Source organism: Arthrobacter sp. P1_A5 (genome assembly GCF_056406825.1).
Genome location: NZ_JBFTZL010000030.1, coordinates 1 through 20,931 on the forward strand (window position 1 = coordinate 1; position 20,931 = coordinate 20,931).

Annotated in this window: 19 protein-coding genes and 1 pseudogene; 15 read left to right on the plus strand and 5 right to left on the minus strand. The window is 68.4% G+C overall.

The window, feature by feature from the left end; genetic code table 11:
* Positions 1 to 110 precede the first annotated feature (110 nt).
* The 8 genes and pseudogenes from AC1D1S_RS07270 (at position 111) to AC1D1S_RS07305 (ending at position 8,037) form a co-directional block, all read left to right on the plus strand.
* Positions 111 to 272 (plus strand): glycine zipper domain-containing protein, encoded by a 162-nt coding sequence (locus AC1D1S_RS07270; protein WP_162159054.1) that lies wholly within the window; start codon positions 111 to 113, stop codon positions 270 to 272.
* Between the two features lie 282 nt (positions 273 to 554).
* Positions 555 to 1,355, plus strand: a complete 801-nt coding sequence (locus AC1D1S_RS07275) for a hydroxypyruvate isomerase family protein (RefSeq protein WP_476994117.1) — start codon at positions 555 to 557, stop codon at positions 1,353 to 1,355.
* 83 nt (positions 1,356 to 1,438) lie between these two features.
* Positions 1,439 to 2,329, plus strand: a pseudogene (locus AC1D1S_RS07280) (2-hydroxy-3-oxopropionate reductase); the annotation flags it as partial.
* A 161-nt stretch (positions 2,330 to 2,490) separates the two neighbouring features.
* A complete protein-coding gene (gene gcl / locus AC1D1S_RS07285) occupies positions 2,491 to 4,281 on the plus strand; it encodes a glyoxylate carboligase (protein ID WP_476994118.1) in 1,791 nt (596 codons plus the stop codon).
* Position 4,282: 1 nt separating this feature from the next.
* The gene (locus AC1D1S_RS07290; RefSeq protein WP_476994119.1) at positions 4,283 to 5,497 is read left to right on the plus strand and encodes a glycerate kinase; all 1,215 of its coding nucleotides are present in this window, start codon (positions 4,283 to 4,285) and stop codon (positions 5,495 to 5,497) included.
* A complete protein-coding gene (gene allB / locus AC1D1S_RS07295; RefSeq protein ID WP_476994120.1) occupies positions 5,490 to 6,833 on the plus strand; it encodes an allantoinase AllB in 1,344 nt (447 codons plus the stop codon). The genes AC1D1S_RS07290 and allB overlap by 8 nt, the downstream gene beginning before the upstream one ends.
* An 11-nt stretch (positions 6,834 to 6,844) precedes the next feature.
* Positions 6,845 to 7,495, plus strand: a complete 651-nt coding sequence (locus AC1D1S_RS07300) for a winged helix-turn-helix domain-containing protein (protein ID WP_476994121.1) — start codon at positions 6,845 to 6,847, stop codon at positions 7,493 to 7,495.
* A 44-nt stretch (positions 7,496 to 7,539) separates the two neighbouring features.
* Positions 7,540 to 8,037 (plus strand): peroxiredoxin, encoded by a 498-nt coding sequence (locus AC1D1S_RS07305; protein WP_243180658.1) that lies wholly within the window; start codon positions 7,540 to 7,542, stop codon positions 8,035 to 8,037.
* Between the two features lie 51 nt (positions 8,038 to 8,088).
* Here the strand turns inward: AC1D1S_RS07305 and AC1D1S_RS07310 are convergent, their stop codons facing one another.
* A complete protein-coding gene (locus AC1D1S_RS07310; protein ID WP_476994122.1) occupies positions 8,089 to 8,787 on the minus strand; it encodes a serine hydrolase in 699 nt (232 codons plus the stop codon).
* On the opposite strand from AC1D1S_RS07310, the gene AC1D1S_RS07315 reads away from it, so the two are divergent.
* The gene (locus tag AC1D1S_RS07315) at positions 8,762 to 8,977 is read left to right on the plus strand and encodes a hypothetical protein (RefSeq protein WP_476994123.1); all 216 of its coding nucleotides are present in this window, start codon (positions 8,762 to 8,764) and stop codon (positions 8,975 to 8,977) included. The genes AC1D1S_RS07310 and AC1D1S_RS07315 overlap by 26 nt on opposite strands.
* Positions 8,978 to 9,293: 316 nt before the next feature.
* Positions 9,294 to 9,773 (plus strand): thioredoxin-dependent thiol peroxidase, encoded by a 480-nt coding sequence (gene bcp, locus AC1D1S_RS07320; RefSeq protein ID WP_476994124.1) that lies wholly within the window; start codon positions 9,294 to 9,296, stop codon positions 9,771 to 9,773.
* Between the two features lie 49 nt (positions 9,774 to 9,822).
* On the opposite strand, the gene AC1D1S_RS07325 is transcribed toward bcp, so the two are convergent.
* Complete coding sequence (locus AC1D1S_RS07325) at positions 9,823 to 10,671, minus strand: class I SAM-dependent methyltransferase (protein WP_476994125.1); 849 nt, start codon at positions 10,669 to 10,671, stop codon at positions 9,823 to 9,825.
* An 89-nt stretch (positions 10,672 to 10,760) separates the two neighbouring features.
* Between AC1D1S_RS07325 and AC1D1S_RS07330 the strand changes: the two genes are divergently transcribed.
* The 3 genes from AC1D1S_RS07330 to purM all read left to right on the plus strand — a co-directional run bounded on the left by AC1D1S_RS07330 (position 10,761) and on the right by purM (position 14,048).
* Positions 10,761 to 11,144 (plus strand): hypothetical protein, encoded by a 384-nt coding sequence (locus AC1D1S_RS07330; protein ID WP_476945969.1) that lies wholly within the window; start codon positions 10,761 to 10,763, stop codon positions 11,142 to 11,144.
* Positions 11,145 to 11,208: 64 nt separating this feature from the next.
* Positions 11,209 to 12,882 carry an amidophosphoribosyltransferase gene (purF, locus tag AC1D1S_RS07335; protein WP_028275477.1) on the plus strand — a complete coding sequence of 558 codons (1,674 nt, stop codon included), beginning with the start codon at positions 11,209 to 11,211 and terminating at the stop codon, positions 12,880 to 12,882.
* Positions 12,879 to 14,048, plus strand: a complete 1,170-nt coding sequence (gene purM / locus AC1D1S_RS07340) for a phosphoribosylformylglycinamidine cyclo-ligase (RefSeq protein WP_243180652.1) — start codon at positions 12,879 to 12,881, stop codon at positions 14,046 to 14,048. The genes purF and purM overlap by 4 nt, the downstream gene beginning before the upstream one ends.
* Before the next feature lie 92 nt (positions 14,049 to 14,140).
* On the opposite strand, the gene AC1D1S_RS07345 is transcribed toward purM, so the two are convergent.
* Positions 14,141 to 14,923 carry a VOC family protein gene (locus tag AC1D1S_RS07345; protein ID WP_476945968.1) on the minus strand — a complete coding sequence of 261 codons (783 nt, stop codon included), beginning with the start codon at positions 14,921 to 14,923 and terminating at the stop codon, positions 14,141 to 14,143.
* 273 nt (positions 14,924 to 15,196) lie between these two features.
* Positions 15,197 to 15,430, minus strand: a complete 234-nt coding sequence (locus AC1D1S_RS07350) for a DUF3073 domain-containing protein (protein WP_018774150.1) — start codon at positions 15,428 to 15,430, stop codon at positions 15,197 to 15,199.
* A 293-nt stretch (positions 15,431 to 15,723) separates the two neighbouring features.
* On the opposite strand from AC1D1S_RS07350, the gene AC1D1S_RS07355 reads away from it, so the two are divergent.
* The gene (locus tag AC1D1S_RS07355; protein ID WP_243180650.1) at positions 15,724 to 16,494 is read left to right on the plus strand and encodes a septum formation family protein; all 771 of its coding nucleotides are present in this window, start codon (positions 15,724 to 15,726) and stop codon (positions 16,492 to 16,494) included.
* 123 nt (positions 16,495 to 16,617) lie between these two features.
* Here AC1D1S_RS07355 and clpB read toward each other — a convergent pair whose 3' ends face one another.
* Positions 16,618 to 19,275 carry an ATP-dependent chaperone ClpB gene (gene clpB, locus AC1D1S_RS07360; protein WP_476994126.1) on the minus strand — a complete coding sequence of 886 codons (2,658 nt, stop codon included), beginning with the start codon at positions 19,273 to 19,275 and terminating at the stop codon, positions 16,618 to 16,620.
* Positions 19,276 to 19,808: 533 nt separating this feature from the next.
* Between clpB and AC1D1S_RS07365 the strand changes: the two genes are divergently transcribed.
* A complete protein-coding gene (locus AC1D1S_RS07365) occupies positions 19,809 to 20,867 on the plus strand; it encodes a LacI family DNA-binding transcriptional regulator (protein ID WP_476994127.1) in 1,059 nt (352 codons plus the stop codon).
* Positions 20,868 to 20,931: the final 64 nt, after the last annotated feature.

Genomic DNA, 20,931 nt, shown 5'->3' on the forward strand with positions numbered 1-20,931 from the left:
GTCTGACGGGGCGGACTCCTCCGTGGTTCCGCCGGTCGCGCCTCCGCACCAAATCTGGTCACCCAGCCCGGAGCCCTTGCGGCCCGGGCGATGCTTGCTAGCCTGAGGCTGTGAAGTACGAATCCCTGTGGATCGGAATGCTCCTCGGCGCGGCCCTCGGCTTCGCCATCGGGGTCACCACCGTCGACAAGCCGTTCACGGGCCTGCTGATCGGCCTCGGGGTCGGCGCACTCGTGGGCCTGGGCATCCGGAAGGACCCTACGAAGCGCTAGGGAATTTCGCGGCATCTGCTGCCCGCGCGCCCTGAACTGCCGGAGCCTGAACTACCGTAGGCTCCCGCGCCCTGAGGTGCCGGGCCAAGAATATTGGGGTCCCGCGCGCCTCACCCCGCAGCCACACCCCGCATTCGCTCACCCCTTGACTCCCCGGCCCAACCTTCCCTACACTTTTCATAAAGCAGAATCTTAATTCCACAAAGCGGAAAACAGGCAAGAGGATCTGCAAGGCAAAGGTGCCCGGGATCCAGCTCCCGCCCACACCGGAAGGAACCCACAATGACGTACACCGTGAACTGCTCCATCCTCCTGACGGAGTTCCCCCTCTGGGAACGCCCGGCCGCCGCGAAGGCCGCTGGTTTTGACGCCGTCGAATTCTGGTGGCCCTTCGAGACATCCGTCCCCACCGACGTCGAGGTTGCCCGGTTTGAGAACGCCATCACTGACGCCGGCGTGCAGCTCACAGGCCTGAACTTCAACGCGGGCGATATGCCGGGCGGTGACCGCGGCCTGGTCTCCTGGCCGGCACGTTCCACCGAGTTCCAGGACAACATCGACGTCGTCGCCGGCATCGGTGAGCGCCTCGGCTGCAAGGCCTTCAACGCCCTCTACGGCAATCGTATTGACGGCGAATCTGCTGAGCAGCAGGACGCCATTGGCGCCGAAAATCTTGCGACGGCGGCTGCCGGCGTGGCCCGCATCGGCGGTACGGTCCTCCTGGAACCCGTCAGCGGCGCCCCCCGGTACCCCCTGCTCAAGGCACAGGACGCCCTCGACGTCATCGCCCGGGTGAAGCAGGAATCCGGCGCCGGGAACGTCAAACTCCTCGCGGACTTCTACCACCTGGCCGTGAACGGTGACGACGTCGCCGCCGTCATCGAAAAGCACGCCAAGGACTTCGGCCACATCCAGATCGCCGACAACCCCGGCCGCGGGGCTCCCGGAACCGGGCAGCTTCCCCTCGGCGAATGGATCGCCCGCAGCCGCGCACTCGGCTACGAAGGCTACATCGGCCTCGAATACAAGGAACCGGCGCAGACCGCGTTCAGCTGGGCCATCCGCCAGCGCGTGTCCTCATAACCGCCCCGCCAACCAAACAGCACGCACCCGCCTCCCCCGGCACATAAGCACACCCGCGCTAAAACGCACACAAAGACTTCAGAAAGAGAACCACAATGAGCAACATCGCAGTCATCGGCCTCGGTATCATGGGCCTGCCCATGGCCGTCAACCTCGTCAAGGCCGGCCACACGGTCACGGGCTTCAACCGCAGCCAGGACAAGACCGACAAGCTCGTCTCCGAAGGCGGCAAGGGTGCCGCGAGCATCGCGGAGGCCGTCAGGGACGCCGACGTGGTCATCACCATGGTGCCGGACTCCCCCGACGTCGAAGGCGTGGTCAGCGGTCCCGACGGCGTGTTCGCCAACGCCAAGCCGGGCGCCCTGTGGGTTGATGCCAGCAGCATCCGCCCAGACGTCGCCAAACGCCTCGCCGACGACGCCCGGGCCGCCGGGATCCGTCCCCTCGACGCCCCGGTCTCCGGCGGCGAACAAGGCGCCATCGACGCCGCGCTCTCCATCATGGTGGGCGGTGACGCCGCCGACTTCGAGGCGGCACGGGATGTCCTGGCCGCCGTCGGCAAGACCATCGTCCACGTGGGGCCCTCCGGCTCCGGCCAGACCGTCAAGGCAGCCAACCAGCTGATCGTGGCCGTCAACATTGAAGTCCTTGGCGAGGCGATCGCCTTCCTCGAGGCCTACGGCGTGGACACGGACGCCGCCCTCAAGGTCCTCGGCGGCGGCCTGGCCGGCTCCAAGGTCCTGGAGCAGAAGGGCCAGAAGATGCTGGACCGCAACTTCGACCCCGGCTTCCGCCTGGCCTTGCACCACAAGGACCTCGGCATCGTCACCTCCGCGGCCCGCGAGGCCAATGTCGCCGTCCCCCTCGGCGCCATCGTCGCGCAGCTCGTCGCCGCCACCGTCAACCAGGGCGACGGCGGCCTGGACCACTCGGGCCTCTTCAAGCAGGTCCTGAAGCTCAGCGGCCGCAACTAAGCGGCGCTGCCGCCCCGGCAAGGGGCACTTCGACACGAACGCACCGGCCCGGCGTCGAGATTTACGACGGCGGCCCGACCTCCCCCCAACAAGAGGTGCCCGCGACGGTTCGCCGGGCCTCCCTTCAGCACACCCAAAAACAGACTTTCAAGGAGCACACCATGACGAAGATGCGCACTGTAGACGCAGCCGTCGCCATCCTGGAAAAGGAGGGCGCCACCGAGGCGTTCGGCCTGCCAGGCGCGGCGATCAACCCGTTCTATTCGGCCATGAGGGCCCACGGCGGCATCCGCCACACCCTGGCCCGCCACGTTGAAGGCGCCAGCCACATGGCCGACGGCTACAGCCGGGCCAAGGACGGCAACATCGGCATCTGCATCGGCACCTCGGGCCCCGCGGGCACGGACATGATCACCGGCCTGTACGCGGCGTGGGCCGATTCCATCCCGATGCTCTGCATCACCGGCCAGGCACCCGTGGCCAAGCTGCACAAGGAGGACTTCCAGGCCGTGGACATCGAGTCCATCGCCAAGCCGGTCACCAAGTTGGCCATGACCATCCTTGAACCCGGCCAGGTTCCCGGGGCCTTCCAGAAAGCTTTCCAGCTGATGCGCTCCGGCCGCCCGGGCCCGGTCCTGCTGGACCTGCCGATCGACGTGCAAATGGCCGAGATCGAATTCGATATCGACACCTATGAGCCCCTGCCCGTGGAAAAGCCCCGGGCCAGCCGGAAGCAGCTGGAAAAGGCACTGGACATGCTCACCGCAGGCGAGCGCCCGCTGATCGTGGCCGGCGGCGGCATCATCAATGCCGGAGCCTCGGCCCAGCTCGTGGAACTGGCCGAGCTGCTGGGCGTCCCCGTGATCCCCACCCTGATGGGCTGGGGCGCGATCCCGGATGACCACGAACTCATGGCCGGCATGGTGGGCCTGCAGACCAGCCACCGGTACGGCAACGAGAACTTCCTGCGCAGCGACTTCGTGATCGGCATCGGCAACCGCTGGGCCAACCGCCACACCGGCGGCCTGGACACCTACACCGCAGGCCGCAAGTTCGTGCACATCGACATCGAGCCGACCCAGATCGGCCGCGTGTTCTCCCCGGACTTCGGCATCGCCTCCGACGCCGGCGCCGCCCTGGATGGGCTGCTGGAGCTGGCCCGGGAACGCCGGGACGCCGGGTCCCTGCCGGACTACACCGCCTGGGTTGACGAATGTTCCGGGCGCAAAGCCACACTGCACCGCAAGACCCACTTCGACAACGTGCCGATCAAGCCTCAGCGCGTGTACGAGGAAATGAACAAAGCATTCGGCAAGGACACCACGTACGTGTCCACCATCGGACTGTCGCAGATCGCCGGCGCCCAGATGCTGCACGTGTTCGGCCCGCGCAAGTGGATCAACGCCGGACAGGCAGGCCCGCTGGGCTGGACCGCCCCCGCCGCGCTGGGCGTGGTCCGGGGCAAGCCGGACCAGACCGTGGTTGCCCTCTCCGGTGACTACGACTTCCAGTTCATGATCGAGGAACTGGCCGTGGGCGCGCAATTCAACCTGCCGTACATCCACGTTGTGGTCAACAACTCCTACCTCGGCCTGATCCGCCAGTCCCAGCGCGGCTTCAACATGGAACAGAACGTGTCCCTGGCGTTCGAGAACATCAACTCCACGGATCTCTCTGCAACCGCAAGCGGCTACGGCGTGGACCACATTAAGGTGGCCGAGGGCCTGGGCTGCAAGGCGATCCGGGTGGAAAACCCGGAAGACCTGCCTGCCGCGTTCGACAAGGCCAAGGCGCTCCTGGGCGAGTTCAGGGTTCCGGTGGTGGTGGAAGTCATCCTGGAGAAGATCACGAACATCTCCATGGGCACCGAAATCAACGCCGTCAACGAGTTCGAGGCCCTGGCCGAGACCTCCGCGGACGCCCCCACCGCCATTCTGGCCCTGCAGGCCTGAGATGCGCGTCGTCATAGCGCCGGACAAGTTCAAGGGATCGCTCTCGGCCCCGGACGTCGCCCGGCACCTCGAAGCAGGGCTGCAGCGGGCTTGCGGGGGCAATCTGGAGGTACTGCGGATTCCCGTGGCCGACGGCGGCGAGGGCACCCTCGATGCCGCCGTCGGCTCCGGCTTCACCCGCCGCAGCGACGTCGTCAGCGGCCCCACCGGAGCGCCGATCCGGGCGGAGTTCGCGGTCCGCGGACGCGAGGCGGTCATTGAGATGGCCGCCGCGTCCGGCCTCGCCGTCCTGCCCGGCGGCGGGGGCGGCCGCCCTGATTCCGACTCCGCCAATGGCGCCAGCAGCAAGGGAACCGGCGAACTGATCCGGGCCGCGCTCGACGCCGGGTGCCGGCAGATCATCCTGGGCGTCGGCGGCAGCGCCAACACCGACGGCGGCGCCGGGGTCCTCCAGGGACTCGGTGCCAAGCTCCTCGACGCCGACGGCAACGAACTTCCGCCCGGCGGCGCGGCCCTGGCCCGGCTGGCCTGGATCGACTTCTCCGGCTTCGATGCCCGCCTGGACGAGGCACGCTTCGTACTCGCCAGCGACGTCGACAACCCGTTGCTTGGTGCCCAAGGCGCCGCTGCGATCTTCGGCCCGCAGAAGGGCGCCACCCCCGAGGACGTAGCAGCCCTCGACGCCGCCCTGGGCCGCTTTGTGGACGTGCTCTGCGCCGAAATCGGGCCCCGCGCGCGGAAGGCTGCGGACGCTCCGGGTGCCGGGGCTGCCGGCGGCGTGGGCTACGCAGCCATCGCGGTGCTGGCCGCGACCCGCCGGCCCGGCATCGACGTCGTCCTCGAATTCACAGGGCTGGCCGAGCGGCTGGCCGGCGCGGATCTGGTGATCACCGGCGAAGGCAGCCTCGACGAACAGACCCTCCTGGGCAAGACTCCGGTGGGCGTTGCCCGGGCGGCGCGCCGCGCCAAGGTTCCGGTGGTCGCGGTGTGCGGCCGGTCTGTCCTGACCCCGGAGCAGATCAGCAGTTCCGGGTTCCTCGCAGTCCACGCTTTGACGGAGCTGGAAAGCAATGTAGACACATGTATAACCGACGCCGCGGCGCTGCTGGAGCGCCTCGGACGGCAACTCGGCGAGCAATTGGCCAACGTGGCGCACTCCGTCCAGGGCGCCCGCGCCCTGGACAGTGCTCCGGGAAAGGAGACCCTCAGTGTCTGAAGAAACCTACGACGTCGTCTTCCGCGGGCAGCGGGTGCTGACCACCGCCGGCATCGCCGCCCGGGAAGTCGGCATCCGCGGCGGCGTGATTGTCGCGATCGAGCCGCTGGGCAACGGCCTCTCCGGCCATGAAGTCATTGAACTCGCCGACGACGAGACCCTCCTGCCGGGCCTCGTGGACACCCACGTGCACGTCAATGAGCCCGGCCGGACCGAGTGGGAGGGATTCGCGTCCGCCACCCGGGCGGCAGCGGCCGGCGGCGTCACCACCATCATTGACATGCCGTTGAACAGCATCCCGCCCACCACTACCGTGGAGGCCCTGAAACTGAAGCGGGAGGTGGCCGGGGACCAGGTGTTCGTGGACGTCGGCTTCTGGGGCGGAGCCGTCCCGGGCAACAAGAACCAACTGCGGCCGCTGCACGACGAGGGCGTTTTCGGCTTCAAATGCTTCCTGCTGCACTCCGGCGTGGACGAGTTCCCGCACTTGGAAGCGGACGAAATGGAACAGGACATGGCCGAGCTCAAGTCCTTCGACTCGCTCATGATCGTCCACGCCGAGGACTCCCACGCGATCGACCACGCGCCCCACCCCGGCGGCGACCACTACTCCACGTTCCTGGCTTCCCGCCCGCGCGGGGCCGAGAACAAGGCCGTCGCCGAGGTCATCGAACGGGCCCGCTGGACCGGAGCCCGCGCCCACATCCTGCACCTTTCCTCCTCCGACGCGCTCCCCATGATCGCCACCGCCAAGCGCGACGGCGTTCGCCTCACCGTGGAAACGTGCCCGCACTACCTGACGCTGACGGCCGAGGAAATCCCGAACGGCGCCACCGCCTACAAGTGCTGCCCGCCGATCCGCGAAGCCTCCAACCGCGAACTGCTGTGGGCCGGCCTGCAGGACGGCACCATCGACTGCATCGTCTCGGACCACTCCCCGTCCACCCTGGACCTGAAGGACTTGGAAAACGGTGACTTCGCCGTGGCCTGGGGCGGCGTCTCCTCGCTGCAGTTGGGCCTGTCACTGATCTGGACCGAGGCCCGGCACCGCGGCATCCCGCTCGAGCAGGTTCTCTCGTGGATGGCGGCAAAGCCGGCCCAACTCGCCGGCCTTGGCAATAAAGGCCAACTGGCGCTGGGATACGACGCCGACCTCGCCGTATTTGCCCCGGACGAGGCTTTCGTTGTGGATGTCTCCAAGCTCAAACACAAGAACCCCATCACCCCGTATGACGGTAAGGCGCTTTCCGGCGTCGTCCGGCAGACCTACCTCCGCGGCACCCTGATCGACGGCCGGACCCCGGCCGGCAAGCTGATCCGCCGCGGCGGCGTGTGAGCCAGGCGGCCGTGGCCGGCACCCCGCCCGCCGTTCACGGACGGGCCCGGCATAACGGGCAGGCACGGCAGGCCGGCCTCACCGCGAAGGGACTGGCGGTCTGGGTCACGGTGCCGGACGACTCCGAGGTTGACCCGGTGTGCCTGGCCCGCGCGGCCGAACTCGTGCTCGGCCGCGCCCTCAGATGTGCCCCGGAGGCGGAAGTCCACTTTAGGCCCGCCGCCGGAGCCGCAACATCCGCCGTCGTCCGGTCCCCCGGAGACGACGGCACCCCGGCGGGAACAGCAGATCCCGCCGGGGACACCGGCGGGGCGGGCCTGGAGCCCGTCCCCGGCAGCATCAGCCGGCTCGCCGTCGACCTCGCGGCCGGAGACGCCAGGCTGGATGGAGAGCGGGTGCCCCTGACGGATCTGGAGTTCACGCTTCTGAGATGTCTCGTGCAGAACTGCTCCCGCACGGTAAGCCGGCAGGAGCTGCAGCTTTGCCTCGACGCGTTCGACACCCCGGGCGCGGCAACCCGGTCCATCGACGTGTACGTCGGCCGGTTGCGCCGGAAACTCAAGGGCTGCCGGCACGCCGTCGTCACCGTCCGCAGCGGCGGCTACCGCTTCGTCCCCGGTCCGCGGGCGACGGTCCGCGGACCAGCGGAATACAGCATCTGAGCTCCGCTGCCACAACCATCCCGACCCTCGATCGAAGGAACTGCATGCAATCCACCGTGACCACCAAGCTGCACGCCATCACTAAGCTGCACAGCGAAGATCCAGCACCCGGGTTCACGCTGCCAGATGCTGCGGGCCGCCGGATCTCCCTGGCCGATTATCGCGGCAAAAACGTCATCATCTACTTCTACCCCCGCGCAGCCACTCCCGGGTGCACCACCGAGGCTTGCGACTTCCGAGACAGCCTCGCTGCCCTCCACGGCGCAGGCTTCGAGGTCCTTGGCATCTCACCCGACGCCCGGGAGGCCCTGTCCGCCTTTGCCGCGGAACATGCGCTCACGTTCCCCCTGCTCGCGGACGAAGACCACGCTGTGGCCCTCGCGTACGGCGCCTGGGGCGAGAAGCTGATGGACGGCGAGGTCCGCGAAGGCACGGTCCGGTCCACCGTGGTTGTCGGTCCCGATGGCAACGTGGTCCTGGCGCAATACCACGTCAGTCCGCAGGGCCACGTGCGGGCGCTGCGGGAGGAGCTTGGCATCTAGGGGCTCGGACGCCATGCGGGCGGACCCGGACATGCGCGGGCTGGAAACGGTCTAGAAGAGGGCGTCCGCCACCGCCTGCGTCAGCTGATGGATCACTTCAGTGCGTTCCGGGACGTCGCTCAGGTCCTGGCCCTTGGTGTAGATCACCAGCGCGTATGCGGTGCCGTCCCGGGCGAGGATGCCGGCGTCGTGCAGTTCACCGCCCAGGAGCCCGTACTTGTGGAAGACCGCGATCCCGTCCGGAACGGCGGCGGGAATGAGCGTTTCGTAGTTGGTGTCCTGCATATAGGACAACAGCTCGGCGGTGTGGTCGGCGTTCAGGAGCGTCCCGGAGTAGAGGCGGGAGACGATGGTCGCCATTTCCGCAGGTGTCAGCGTGTTGGTTTCCGGGTCATAGCTCACACCCAGCGACGCCGCGTACTCTGTCAGTTCCTCGTGGCCCACTGCGTCCATGATCAGCGACCACGAGTCATTGTCGCTCTGCTGGATCATCTCCCGGAGCTGGAAGCCGGCGGTGTAGCTCCCCAAAGGGTCATCGAGGCTGGCCGCCCCGGTTTCGACCAAGTGGTAGTAGGCCGCCGCGGCCAGGACTTTGGCTGTGCTCGCGGCCACGAATTTCTCCCGGACACCGTATTCGTGGACGTCCGCGAAACCGGCGCCCTGGGAGAGGCCGACCAGCGCCACGCCGATCTGGTACTGGCTGTTGGCAGCGAGAMTGGCCTGGATGCGCGCGCCCAGGGCCGCGTCCACCGCGCCCGACGCCGGGCCGGATGCCTGGACCGCAGCATTGAGACTGGCTGACGGCGAAGCACCGGCCTCAGCTGTCGTCGCGGCAGACGTCGCGGCAGACTGCGCGGCCGACGTCGTCGTGGGATTCGCCGTCGTGGGATTCGCCGCCGTGGGATTCGCCGCCGTCAAGCGGGCTTGCGCAAAGGAATAGATACCTGCGGCCAGGACGACCGCGAGCACTGCTGCACAAACCGCACCCATCAGGGCCCGTGGCCGGACGGTCACTCGACGCGCCCGCGGCCGGAAGTGCGCCCGAATCCAAATCGTCGCTGCTGTGGATTTTGCTGTTCCATAATGACTTCAATCTAGCTACGGCAGCTATGCCGGAGCTATGAAAAAAAGCTGTCGGCCCCAAGCCTGCCAAAGCCGCCCCGGACGGGTCCTTGCCAGGCTCAGCCGGCGGAATACAGCCTGGGTCCACGATGTTGTGCATCACAGACCCATTGTCCCCTCCCCGAAGGATCATCATGAGCGCAAACATGACCGTCAAGCTTCAGCCCGGCACGCCGGCCCCGGATTTCACCCTGCCGGACGCCGAAGGCAAGCCGGTGGCCCTGGCCGATTACCGCGGCAAGAACGTCATTGTGTACTTCTACCCGCAGGCCGCGACCCCGGGCTGCACGACCGAGGCGTGCGATTTCCGAGACAACCTCGCGTCCCTGCAGGGCTCAGGCTACGAAGTCCTGGGCATCTCCCCCGACGCCCCCGAAGCCCTGGCCCACTTCACCGGCGACTTCGCCCTGACCTTCCCGCTCCTGGCCGACGAGGACCACGCTGTCGCCCTCGCCTACGGCGCGTGGGGCGAGAAGCTGGTCCACGGCGAGGTCACGGAGGGCATCGTCCGCTCCACCGTGGTGMTGGACCCCGAGGGCAACGTGAAACTGGCGCAGTACCAGGTCAAGGCCCAGGGCCACGTGGCGTCGTTAAAGGAAGCGCTGGGCGTCTGACGCCGCACCGCCCCGCAGCGTCGCCAACAGTCCGGGGCCGCCCGCCTGGCTAGACCTTGGTCCCCGCCACCACGGTGGCGGTGGACCGGAGCCGGATCGCGCCGTCGTGCTCGTAGCGGCCCAGCAGAGCGAACACATCCGAGCGGATCAGGGCCCGCGACTCCGCGTCCGCCTTGGCCAGGCCCATCGCCACGGTAGTCGCGATGTCGGTCATGAACTCCCAGTAGCTCTCCGGGGATTCGTGCACCAGGTCGGTGCTGACCTGGTGCTCGGCCACCTCGGCCAGCCCGGCCTCCTTGAACATGCGGGTCATGAAACCCGCTGGTGCGCAGCGGAMCAGCCCGGGAGTCTCGGCGGGCGGAATGGGCAGTTCCCGGTGCCGGGCAATCGTGCCCAGGATCAGGCTGGCCCAGGGGTTTGCCGCCGCGCGCCCCCAGACGACGGCGCCCACCCGGGCGCCCGGCCTCGCGGTGCGCGCCATCTCTGCCATGGCCGCGGACATCACCGGGAAGAACATCAAACCGAAGTGGCTGTACACGGCGTCGAACGTGTTGTTGCGGAACGGCAGGGCGGCCGAATCGCACACTTGAAAGTCCAGGTTGTTCAGGCGCCGGGCCGATGCCTTCTCTTCTGCCACCCGGAGCATTCCGGCCGAAATGTCAGTCAGGACCACACGGCCCTCCGGCACCTGCGCGGCCACGTTGAGGCCGGGCTCCCCCGTGCCTGCCGCGACGTCCAGCACCTCTGAGTCGGGGCGGAGCCGGAGCTCCTGGCGGAGGGCGTCGCCGAACGGGGCCTGCCAGCCGAGCAGTTCCGCGTCCCATTTCTTCCACCCCGCCGAGAACTCATCCCAGAGCAAGCGCTGCTCCTCACGAACACGGTCGGCTGAGGCTAACATGGCGGATCCTTAGCTCGTCTGTACCTAGCCCTAGTCTGCTCTGGGATGCGGTCCGCGGCAATGAGTCGAAGGGCAGTAGGCTTAACGGCATGTCTCCCCACGAAACCCCCGGCACAGCAGGCAACGACCCCCAGCGGGAACCGGCACAGGGCAACGTTCAGGGCGGCGTTCCGGAGCGCCGCGAGGTCACCGTCCGCCGGGCCCCGAAATATGTTCCCTTCCTGATCCTGGGCGGGCTCCTGGGCGTGGCCGTCGCGGCCATCATCGCCTACGCCCTGCCCGGTGACCCGAGCTTCGACCGCTCCTCGGTCTTCGGCTTCTTCATGGTCCTCTGCGCGGCCGGCGGCGTCATCGTGGGTGCCGCGACCGCCCTGGTCCTGGACCGCCGGAGCGTCCGCCGCGCCGAGCACGCCGTCGTCGAATCCGCACCGGACGCCGACGACGACGAGGGCCGCGGCGGGAACCTCCGCTGAAGGGCGTCAGGTCATAAACCGGCCGCCGGAAAAGTCTTAGCGCACATCGTGAGATAATCGACCAGTGGCACGCGGCGATGGAAAACTTTCTCATGATCTTCTCCCAGGCGAAAAAGGCCCTCAGGACGCATGCGGCGTCTTTGGGGTCTGGGCACCCGGTGAAGAAGTAGCAAAACTCACCTACTACGGGCTGTATGCACTGCAGCACCGCGGTCAGGAGTCGGCTGGCATAGCAACCAGCGACGGCAAGCGGATCAACGTCTACAAGGACATGGGCCTCGTTTCCCAGGTCTTCGACGAGACCACGCTGAACACCCTGACCGGGCACCTGGCCGTCGGCCACTGCCGCTATTCCACTACCGGTGCGAGCCACTGGGCCAACGCCCAGCCCACCCTGGGCGCGACGTCCACGGGCACCGTGGCCCTGGCCCACAACGGCAACCTGACCAACACGGCCGAGCTCAAGGCGATGATCGAGGACCGCAACGGCGGGAACCTCAGCGGCGAGATGAAGCAGGGCAACACCTCGGACACCGCCCTGGTGACCGCGCTCCTGGAGGGCGAAGAGGGCAAGTCCCTGGAGCAGACGGCCATGGAGCTGCTGCCCAAGATCAAGGGCGGCTTCTGCTTCGTCTTCATGGATGAGGGCACCCTCTACGCGGCCCGCGACACCTACGGGATCCGCCCGCTGTGCCTGGGCCGGCTTGAACGCGGCTGGGTGGTTGCCTCCGAGCAGTCCGCCCTCGCCACCGTCGGCGCCAGCTTCATCCGCGAAATCGAACCCGGCGAATTCATCGCGATCGACGAGGACGGCGTCCGCTCGCAGCGCTTCGCCGAGGCGACGCCGGCCGGCTGCGTTTTCGAATACGTCTACCTCGCCCGCCCGGACGCCTCCATTGCGGGCCGCTCGGTGTACGAATCCCGCGTCGAAATGGGCCGCCAGCTGGCCCGCGAAAACACCCAGGAAGCGGACATCGTCATCCCCGTGCCGGAATCCGGCACCCCCGCTGCGGTCGGCTACGCCGAGGAATCGGGCATCCCCTTCGCGCACGGCTTCGTCAAGAACTCCTACGTGGGCCGGACGTTCATCCAGCCCTCGCAGACGCTGCGCCAGCTCGGCATCCGGCTCAAGCTCAACGCCCTCGAATCCGTGATCCGCGGCAAGCGTGTCGTGGTGGTGGACGACTCGATCGTCCGCGGCAACACCCAGCGCGCCATCGTGCGGATGCTCCGGGAGGCGGGCGCCGCAAGCGTCCACATCAAGATTTCCTCCCCGCCGGTCAAGTGGCCCTGCTTCTACGGCATCGACTTCGCCTCCCGGGCGGAACTGATCGCCAACGGCGCCACCATCGACGAGATCACCCAGGCCATCGGCGCCGACTCGCTCGCCTACATTTCCGAAGACGGCATGATCGACGCCACCCGCCAGCCGCGCGAGCGTCTCTGCACCGCCTGCTTCACCGGCAAGTACCCGATCGAGCTGCCCGGCGCGGACAAGCTCGGCAAGAACCTGCTCGAGCGCACCGACCTCGGCGGCCTCCCGCCCGCCACGGCTGCTTCCGGCGCGGCGCCCGCGGCCTCCGCAGCGTCCGACGCCGAACCCGGCACGTCGATCTCCGACGATCCGGCCGAGAAGGCCGGCGCCACCGGCTGCGATCCGGGGCCGGACTCAGAATTCGAAGAACTGCTCACCGATGCCGACCGCGTCACCACAGCCGACAAGAAAGAGCCAGTATGACTTCCGCCTCCCCGGCCGCTGACATGAACGCCGCCCAGAACGCCGGCATCACCTACGCCTCCGCCGGCGTCGACGTCGAAGCGGGAGACCGCGCCGTCGAACTCATGAAGGACGCCGTCAAGGCAACCCACAACGCCTCGGTGATCGGCGGCGTCGGCGGGTTCGCGGGCCTCTACGACGTCTCCCGGCTGCTGACCTACAGGCGCCCGCTGCTGGCCACCTCCACGGACGGAGTCGGCACCAAGGTGGCAATCGCCCAGGCCATGGACATCCACGACACCATCGGCTACGACCTCGTCGGCATGGTGGTGGACGACATCGTCGTCGTGGGCGCAGAACCGCTGTACATGACCGACTACATCGCCTGCGGCAAGGTGGTCCCGGAGCGCATCGCCGACATCGTCCGCGGCATCGCGGCCGCCTGCTCCGTCGCCGGCACCGCCCTGGTGGGCGGCGAAACCGCCGAACACCCCGGCCTGCTCGGTGAACACGAGTACGACGTCGCCGGTGCCGCCACCGGCGTCGTCGAGGCCGACCAGTTGCTCGGCCCGGACCGCGTCCGCGCCGGCGACGTGGTGATCGGCATGGCCTCCTCCGGCCTGCACTCCAACGGCTACTCCTTGGTCCGCCGCGTCATCAACCACGCCGGCTGGGCCCTGGACCGCCAGGTCTCCGAGCTCGGCCGCACCCTGGGCGAGGAGCTCCTCGAGCCCACCCGCGTCTACGCCGCGGACTGCCTGGACCTCGCCCGCACCTTCCCGGTGAACGGCTCCGCGGCCGGCAAGGCCGTCCACGGCTTCAGCCACGTGACCGGCGGCGGCCTCGCAGCCAACCTCGCCCGCGTCCTCCCGCAGGGCCTGCTGGCCACCGTCGACCGCTCCACCTGGGAGCTCCCGGCCATCTTCAAGCTGGTTTCCGAGCTCGGCAACGTCCCGCTGGCCGACCTCGAGCGCACCCTGAACCTGGGCGTGGGCATGGTCGCCATTGTTTCGCCGGAAGCGGCCGACGCCGCCGTGAACCGGCTCAACGACCGCGGCCTGCCGTCCTGGATCATGGGCACCGTCGAGCAGAACTCGGATGCGGTCCTCAAAACCGGCCCGGATTACGTCCAGGGCGCCAAGGGCGTCGACGGCGGCGCCGTCAGGCTGGTCAACGCCTACGCCTAAACGGGCCCGACCCATGTCGAGTGCTCCCCAGCTGCCGTTTTGAACGCTCAGAACGGCAGCTGGGGAGCACTCGATCCGTTTAAGCCGCGGCCCTAAACCTCCAGCAGGCTGAAGACGCCGCCCTGCGGATCTCTGAGGGTGGCGATGGTGCCGGCTTCCTCGATCTCATCCGGTTCGATCAGCACGACGCCGCCCGCGGCCACCGCAGCCTGCACCGCCGCTGCGACGTCGGAGACGCCGAAGTAGACCTGCCAGCCCGGCTCGAGGGTGTCCTGCGCGTCGCCGGGGACCCGGGCGATGCCGGCCACCTCGGCGCCGCCCACCATGAGCGTGGTGTAGGTGCCGCCGTCGTCCTGGGGGTATTCGGTCACGTCGTGCCCGAAGAGCTGTTGGAAGAAGCCGACGGCGGCCTGCGGCTCCGGCGTGAGCAGTTCAGCCCAGGCCAAGGTGCCCGCCTCCTGGCTCCGGCCGGCTCCGATGTGGCTGCCGGCCTGCCAGGCCCCGGTGGTTCCGCCGCCGGGCGGGGCGAAGAAGACCATGACGCCGGTGTCACCGATCTCCTCGGGGCCGAATTCAAGGTGCCCGGGAGAATGGGCCAGTTCGGTGGCCAGGTCCCGCGCGTCGTCGACCGCGAAGTACACGTTCCACCGGCCCGGTTCCGCCGCGGCTTCCTGCCGGGGGTTCTGCGGCGCGAGCACGGTAACCAGGTCGTCGCCCAGGAAGGCTTTCGCGTAGCTGCGTCCGTCCGGAGTGGGCAGGTCTTCAAACCGCCAGCCGAAAACCTCCGAGTAAAAGACCTTCGCCGTCTCCACGTCGGGGGTCTGGAGGTCCGTCCAGCAGAGCTCGCCCTCGGCGAATCCTTTGCGCATGGTCATGGCAGTCCTTCCGGGGCATCGGTGTGGCGTCCGGGAAAATCCGGCACGAACAACCTAGCCCGGCGCCCCGCCGGTGACAACTGCGCCGGCTCATCCGCGCTCATCCGCGGCGCAGCGCGGGCCAGCCGGCCGGCCCGGATACGGACGGCTGCGGGCACAAGAAAGGCCGCCGGCCACGCCTGTTACAGGTGTGGCCGGCGGCCCGAAAATCTTTGGCTGGCACCGCGGTGCCGGATGGATCCCCCGGAGAAAACTGCCGGAAGGAAGCGTCGACTAACCTATGCGACGGGAATCAACCTCGTCGTCGTCGTCTTCCACATCGTCCGCGTACTTATCCACATACGCTGAATAATCCGGTTCAACCGGGTCATCCGCGAAGTGGCTCGTGGCACGACTTCCCGGGCCCGTGAGCTCGCGCTGAAGGGCCGAATAGTCAGTGTTCGGGGAGTAGTACTTGATGTCCCGAGCCTGCTTGGTAGCTTTTGCCTTTTGACGGCCGCGCCCCATGGCGTGACCCCCTTTTGTACTTGGACCGGAGGTGGTCACCTTTTGGCGATCGGTGAGGCCCCGGAATGTTTGGTCAATTTGTCGTACACCTAGATTACATGCTTTCGGCGCCAACTGCTCGCCGGCCCGCCCCCTGTGGACAGTGTGGCGCCTCCCGCAACGGTGGCCGCAGCCGCTGGCGCATGCGCGGTGCCGCGCATCTTCGATAGAGTTTCGTGATGTGCGCCCAGAAAAGGGCCGCTACGCCGGGCCTCCAGCCCCGGCAAAGACGCACGGAAGTGGTGAATTTCTCAGTGACCGAAGAGAATCCAAGGAACGACGCCGGGACTATCCCGCCGCCGCCCTCGAGGCCGCCGACGTCCGCCCTGCCCGTCATTACAGCCGACCGTGCGCGGCCCACGAATCCTGCGGCGGCACCCGCAGCGGCGAAGCCCGCGCGCCCGGCCCTTGCCGGCACCGCGTTCGCCGGCGCCAGGAAAGCGCTCTCACGCACCAAGAAGGCTCTCTCACGGCGGGCACGTCCCCTGGTCCGCCGGATCCGCCGGCAGGGGCCAAAGCGGCTCGGCGTGGCCGCGGCGGTCCTCGTGGTGCTTGCGCTTCTGGTCTGGTGGGCTGTGGCCGCAATTGCCGGCAGCGGCCAGGCCTCCGCGGACAACGACAGCCCGGCCCCCGCCGCTTCGTCGGCGTCCGCCCCCGCCAGCCGCGGGGCGTTGCCGCTGGAAGGCGTCAGCCCCCTGGACTTCCAGCTGCGGGACTGCTTCAAGGACTTCGACCCGGATGCGCAACAGTCCACCGTCGTGGATTGCGCCACCGGCCACTCGGCGCAGCTGGTCGCGGTGGAAAAATACGGGCCAGATGACTCGTACCCCGGCCGGGACCAGCTCAAGCAGAAGGCCCGCGATGCCTGCAAGGCGGCTCCGCTCACGGCAAAGGCCGGCGACTACGACCTGAGCTACAAGCTGGCCTACCCGAGCCCGCGCAGCTGGGAGATGGGCGACCGGCGGGTCGACTGCTACGCCGCGGCGAACGGTGGAAACGTCATCAAGGAGTCCCTGCTGCCCTAGGCTTGCCCGGCCAAGTGCGCTGGCAAGGCGCACGGTGTTGGCCCGCCGGCAGGGTGCTGAGCGCCACTGGCGGCCGGGACGGGACCGGGCTGCCAGTGGCACCGAGCGCACCCGGGCCGGCGCCTACTCCTTGCGCCGGACCGAGAGCCCGGTGCCCGTGGCCGCGCCGCCGCTGGTCAGCTCCCTGTCCCCCAGGCCGCCCATGGTGAGTTCCATCAGGTCCGGCGCGGTGTCCACCAGGACGGTGTCGCCGTCGGCGATTTCGCCGGCCAGGATGGCCTTTGCGAGCCGGTCGCCGATCTCRCGCTGCACCAGGCGGCGCAGCGGCCGCGCGCCGTACGCGGGATCGAAGCCGGATACGGCCAGCCAGGCGCGGGCACCCTCGGTAACTTCGAGGTTCAGCCGGCGGCCCTTGAGCCGCTCGCCCAGCTCCTTGACCTGCAGTTCCACGATCCGGGAGAGCTCCTCCACGCTCAGCGGATCGAACAGCACCACTTCGTCGAGCCGATTGAGGAACTCCGGCTTGAAAGAAGCGTTGACCGTGGCCATGACGGCGTTCTTCTTGGCCGCGGCGTCGAGGTTGGGGTCCACGAGGAACTGGCTGCCCAGGTTCGAGGTGAGCACCAGGATCACGTTGCGGAAGTCCACGGTGCGGCCCTGCCCGTCGGTGAGCCGGCCGTCGTCGAGCACCTGCAGGAGGATGTCAAAGACCTCCGGATGGGCCTTTTCCACTTCGTCAAGCAGCAGCACGGAGTACGGGCGCCGCCGCACGGCCTCGGTAAGTTGGCCGCCCTCCTCGTAGCCGACGTACCCGGGAGGCGCCCCGACGAGCCGGGCCACGGAGTGCTTCTCCGAATATTCGGACATGTCGATCCGCACCATCGCGCGCTCGTCGTCGAACAGGAAGTCCGCGAGGGACTTGGCGAGTTCGGTCTTGCCGACGCCGGTGGGGCCGAGGAACAGGAACGAGCCGGTGGGCCGGTTGGGGTCGCTGATCCCGGCGCGGGCGCGGCGCACGGCGTCGGAGACCGCGGCGACGGCCTGCTTCTGGCCGATCAGCCGCTCGCCCAGCACGTGCTCCATGTTCAGCAGCTTCTGGCTCTCGCCCTGGAGCATGCGCCCCGCGGGGATGCCGGTCCAGGCCGAAATCACCTCGGCGATGTCGTCGGCGGTAACCTGGTCGGCCACCATCTGCCCGGACTTGTCCGGCACGGCCGCTTCGGCCTCGGCGGCGGCGTTCAGTTCCCGTTCCAGGGCGGGGATCTCGCCGTAGAGGATCCTGGATGCGGTCTCCAGGTCCCCCTCGCGCTGGGCCTTGTCCGCGGCGGAGCGGAGCTCGTCAAGCTTGGCCCGCAGGTCGCCCACCCGGTTCAGGCCCGCCTTCTCGGCCTCCCACCGGGCGTTCAGGCCCGCGAGTTCCTCTTTCTTGTCCGCCATGTCCGCCCGCAGGGCCGCGAGCCGTTCCACCGAGGCGGGATCGGTCTCGCCGGCCAGGGCCAGTTCCTCCATGGTCAGGCGGTCTACCTGGCGGCGCAGCTGGTCGATCTCCTCTGGGGCCGAATCGATTTCCATGCGCAGCCGGGACGCGGCCTCGTCCACGAGGTCGATCGCCTTGTCCGGCAGCTGCCGGCCGGAGATGTACCGGTTGGAGAGCGTCGCGGCCGCTACGAGGGCGGAGTCGGAGATGGAGACCTTGTGGTGGGCCTCGTAGCGTTCCTTGAGGCCGCGCAGAATGCCGATGGTGTCCTCCACGCTGGGCTCGCCCACGTAGACCTGCTGGAACCGGCGCTCCAGGGCGGGGTCCTTTTCGATGTTCTCGCGGTACTCGTCCAGCGTGGTCGCACCGATGAGGCGCAACTCGCCGCGGGCCAGCATGGGCTTGAGCATGTTGCCGGCATCCATGGAGCTGTCCCCGGTGGCGCCGGCACCCACCACCGTGTGGAGCTCGTCAATGAACGTGACGATCTGCCCCTCAGAGTTCTTGATTTCCTCCAGGACAGCCTTGAGCCGCTCCTCGAATTCGCCGCGGTACTTCGCCCCGGCCACCATCGAGGCGAGGTCCAGGGCGATCAGCGTCTTGCCGCGCAGGCTTTCGGGCACGTCGCCTTCCACGATCCGCTGGGCGAGACCCTCGACGACGGCGGTCTTGCCGACGCCGGGCTCGCCGATGATGACGGGGTTGTTCTTGGTGCGGCGGCTCAGGACCTGGATGATCCGCCGGATCTCGGCATCGCGGCCAATCACAGGGTCCAGCTTGCCCGAGCGGGCGACCGCCGTGAGGTCCGTGCCGTACTTCTCCAGCGCCTGGAACGAGTTTTCCGGGTCCGCGTTGTCCACTTTGCGGTCGCCGCGGACGCCCGGGAGGGCGGCCAGCAGCGCCTCGTGGGAGGCGCCGGCCTGGCGCAGGAGCTTCCCGACGCCGTCGGTCCCGGCGGCAAGGCCCAGCAGCAGGTGTTCGGTGGAAACAAAGGCGTCCCCGAGCCGCTCGGCCTCGTTCTGGGCATTCTTGATCGCCTGCAGCCCTGCCCGGGACAACTGCGCCTGCTGCACGCTGCTCCCGGAGGTCGACGGAAGGGCCTTGATGGCGGTGCTCGCCTGGACGCTGACGGCGTCCGGGTCGGCGCCGGTGGCGCGGAGCAGCGCGACGGCGACGCCCTCCCGCTGGTCCATGAGGGCCTTGAGCAAGTGAGCGGGCTCGAGCTGCGGGTTGCCCGCGGTCGAGGCGTTCATGGCGGCCGCAGCGAGGGCCTCCTGGCTCTTGGTGGTGAATTTGGCGTCCAACGAGGGCTCCTTCCGGAATGGTCCTGATATCAAAGTTGAGTCTACATCGCTCAACTTTGAAATGAGGGAGGCTGGCTCCATGTTTGCCGACAGCGAAACGCCTGTCTAGGGCCGGCCGCCCGCGGCCACCCGGACACCCCCCGCCGCGGGACATGCCCTCACCCGCGCACCCCGCCGCGGGACATGCCCTCCCCCGCGCGCCCCGGGTGCGGGACATGCCCTCACCCGCGCACCCCGCCGCGGGACATGCCCTCCCCCGCGCCCGAAGAGTGGACATAGTGCCACTATGCCCAGCGCCCGGGTCCACGGCTGGACATGTCCCCCCGGCCCGGACGCCAACATTGGGCATGTCCCCTCGGGCCGGCCACAAACAATGGGCATGTCCCCTCGGGCCGGGCGTGAACAATGAGCATGCCCGGCGGCCCTTAGCCTGCGCGGCCCGCGTGAATGACTTAACGTTGCTTAACGATCGGCGGGCTCCTTACTGTAACTGGGGTCACAGCAAAACGAACCGACGCGAAGGAGGGCCGGACATGCACGAACACGCCATAAGCGCCACCGTCGACGGCCCCGTACCGCCGGTTTCGGCCGCTGCCGTTGCCCGCGCTGCAGGGGTTTCCTCGGCTGCGGTTTCCTACGTCCTCAACGGCAAAGGCGGCGTCTCGCCCGAGACCCGGCGCCACATCATCCACGTGGCGAACGAGCTCGGCTTCAGGCCCCGTAAGCCGTCGCAGTCAACCGACCCGCAGCGGACCCGGGTCATCGGGCTGATCCTGCCGAACATCATCAATCCGATGTTTCCGCGCTGGGCGCAGGGCGTCATTACGGCCGCGGCGGAGTCCGGCTACGAAGTGTTCGTCGCCACTACCCAGGACGATCCGGAGGTGCTCGCCCAGGTCACCTCGACACTCGCGCACCGCAACGTCGATGGCATCATCCTGGCCGCCTCGCTCCGGGACGACGCCACCGCGCTCCGCACGCTGAGGGCGGCCCGCATCCCCTACGTGTGCCTGTCCCGCAGGGCGGACTTCCTCGACTCGGATTTCGTCGGGATCGACGACGACGCGGCAGCCACCACGCTGATGCAGCACATGCTCAGCCACGGCTTCACCGAAGTCGCCACAGTGATCGGCCCCCGGTTCTCAACGGCCTCCCTGGCCCGCGAACAGGCGTTTGTCCGCACAGCCGCCGCGGCGGGCATCACGATCAGCGGCGACCGGAAGATCAGCACCAGGGTCAACAACGAGGGCGGCCGGCTGGCGGCAGGGCGGCTCTTCTCTGCCGAAACGCCGCCGCAGGCCGTGGTGTGCGGCAGCGACGAGCTTGCCATCGGCGTCATGGAATACGCCTTGTCGCGCGGCCTTCGCATCCCGGACGACGTCGCCGTCGCCGGCTGTGACGGGCTGCCGCACAGCCGCTCCGGGCTGATCAACCTGACCAGCATTGTCCAACCGCAGCAGGAAATGGCCAACGAGGCGTTCGCCATGCTGCTCAAACGCATCGATTCCCCGTCCGCCACCTACACCTCGAAAGTGTGCCGGCACCGCCTGCACGTCGGGCGGACGTGCGGCTGCACGCCTCCTGACAGCTGAGGCCGCGCCACGCGCGGGCCGACTCGTCCGCGGCCAGCCCCACCCGTTCCCGCGACCCTGACGA

Coding starts and splice junctions, on each gene's coding strand:
- AC1D1S_RS07350 (WP_018774150.1), bottom strand. CDS start 15,430: ATGGGGCGCGGCCGTCAAAAGGCAAAAGCTACCAAGCAGGCTCGGGAC.
- AC1D1S_RS07330 (WP_476945969.1), top strand. CDS start 10,761: ATGTCTCCCCACGAAACCCCCGGCACAGCAGGCAACGACCCCCAGCGG.
- AC1D1S_RS07345 (WP_476945968.1), bottom strand. CDS start 14,923: ATGACCATGCGCAAAGGATTCGCCGAGGGCGAGCTCTGCTGGACGGAC.
- purM (WP_243180652.1), top strand. CDS start 12,879: ATGACTTCCGCCTCCCCGGCCGCTGACATGAACGCCGCCCAGAACGCC.
- AC1D1S_RS07365 (WP_476994127.1), top strand. CDS start 19,809: ATGCACGAACACGCCATAAGCGCCACCGTCGACGGCCCCGTACCGCCG.
- AC1D1S_RS07305 (WP_243180658.1), top strand. CDS start 7,540: ATGCAATCCACCGTGACCACCAAGCTGCACGCCATCACTAAGCTGCAC.
- AC1D1S_RS07290 (WP_476994119.1), top strand. CDS start 4,283: ATGCGCGTCGTCATAGCGCCGGACAAGTTCAAGGGATCGCTCTCGGCC.
- gcl (WP_476994118.1), top strand. CDS start 2,491: ATGACGAAGATGCGCACTGTAGACGCAGCCGTCGCCATCCTGGAAAAG.
- AC1D1S_RS07275 (WP_476994117.1), top strand. CDS start 555: ATGACGTACACCGTGAACTGCTCCATCCTCCTGACGGAGTTCCCCCTC.
- AC1D1S_RS07315 (WP_476994123.1), top strand. CDS start 8,762: ATGCGCGCGCCCAGGGCCGCGTCCACCGCGCCCGACGCCGGGCCGGAT.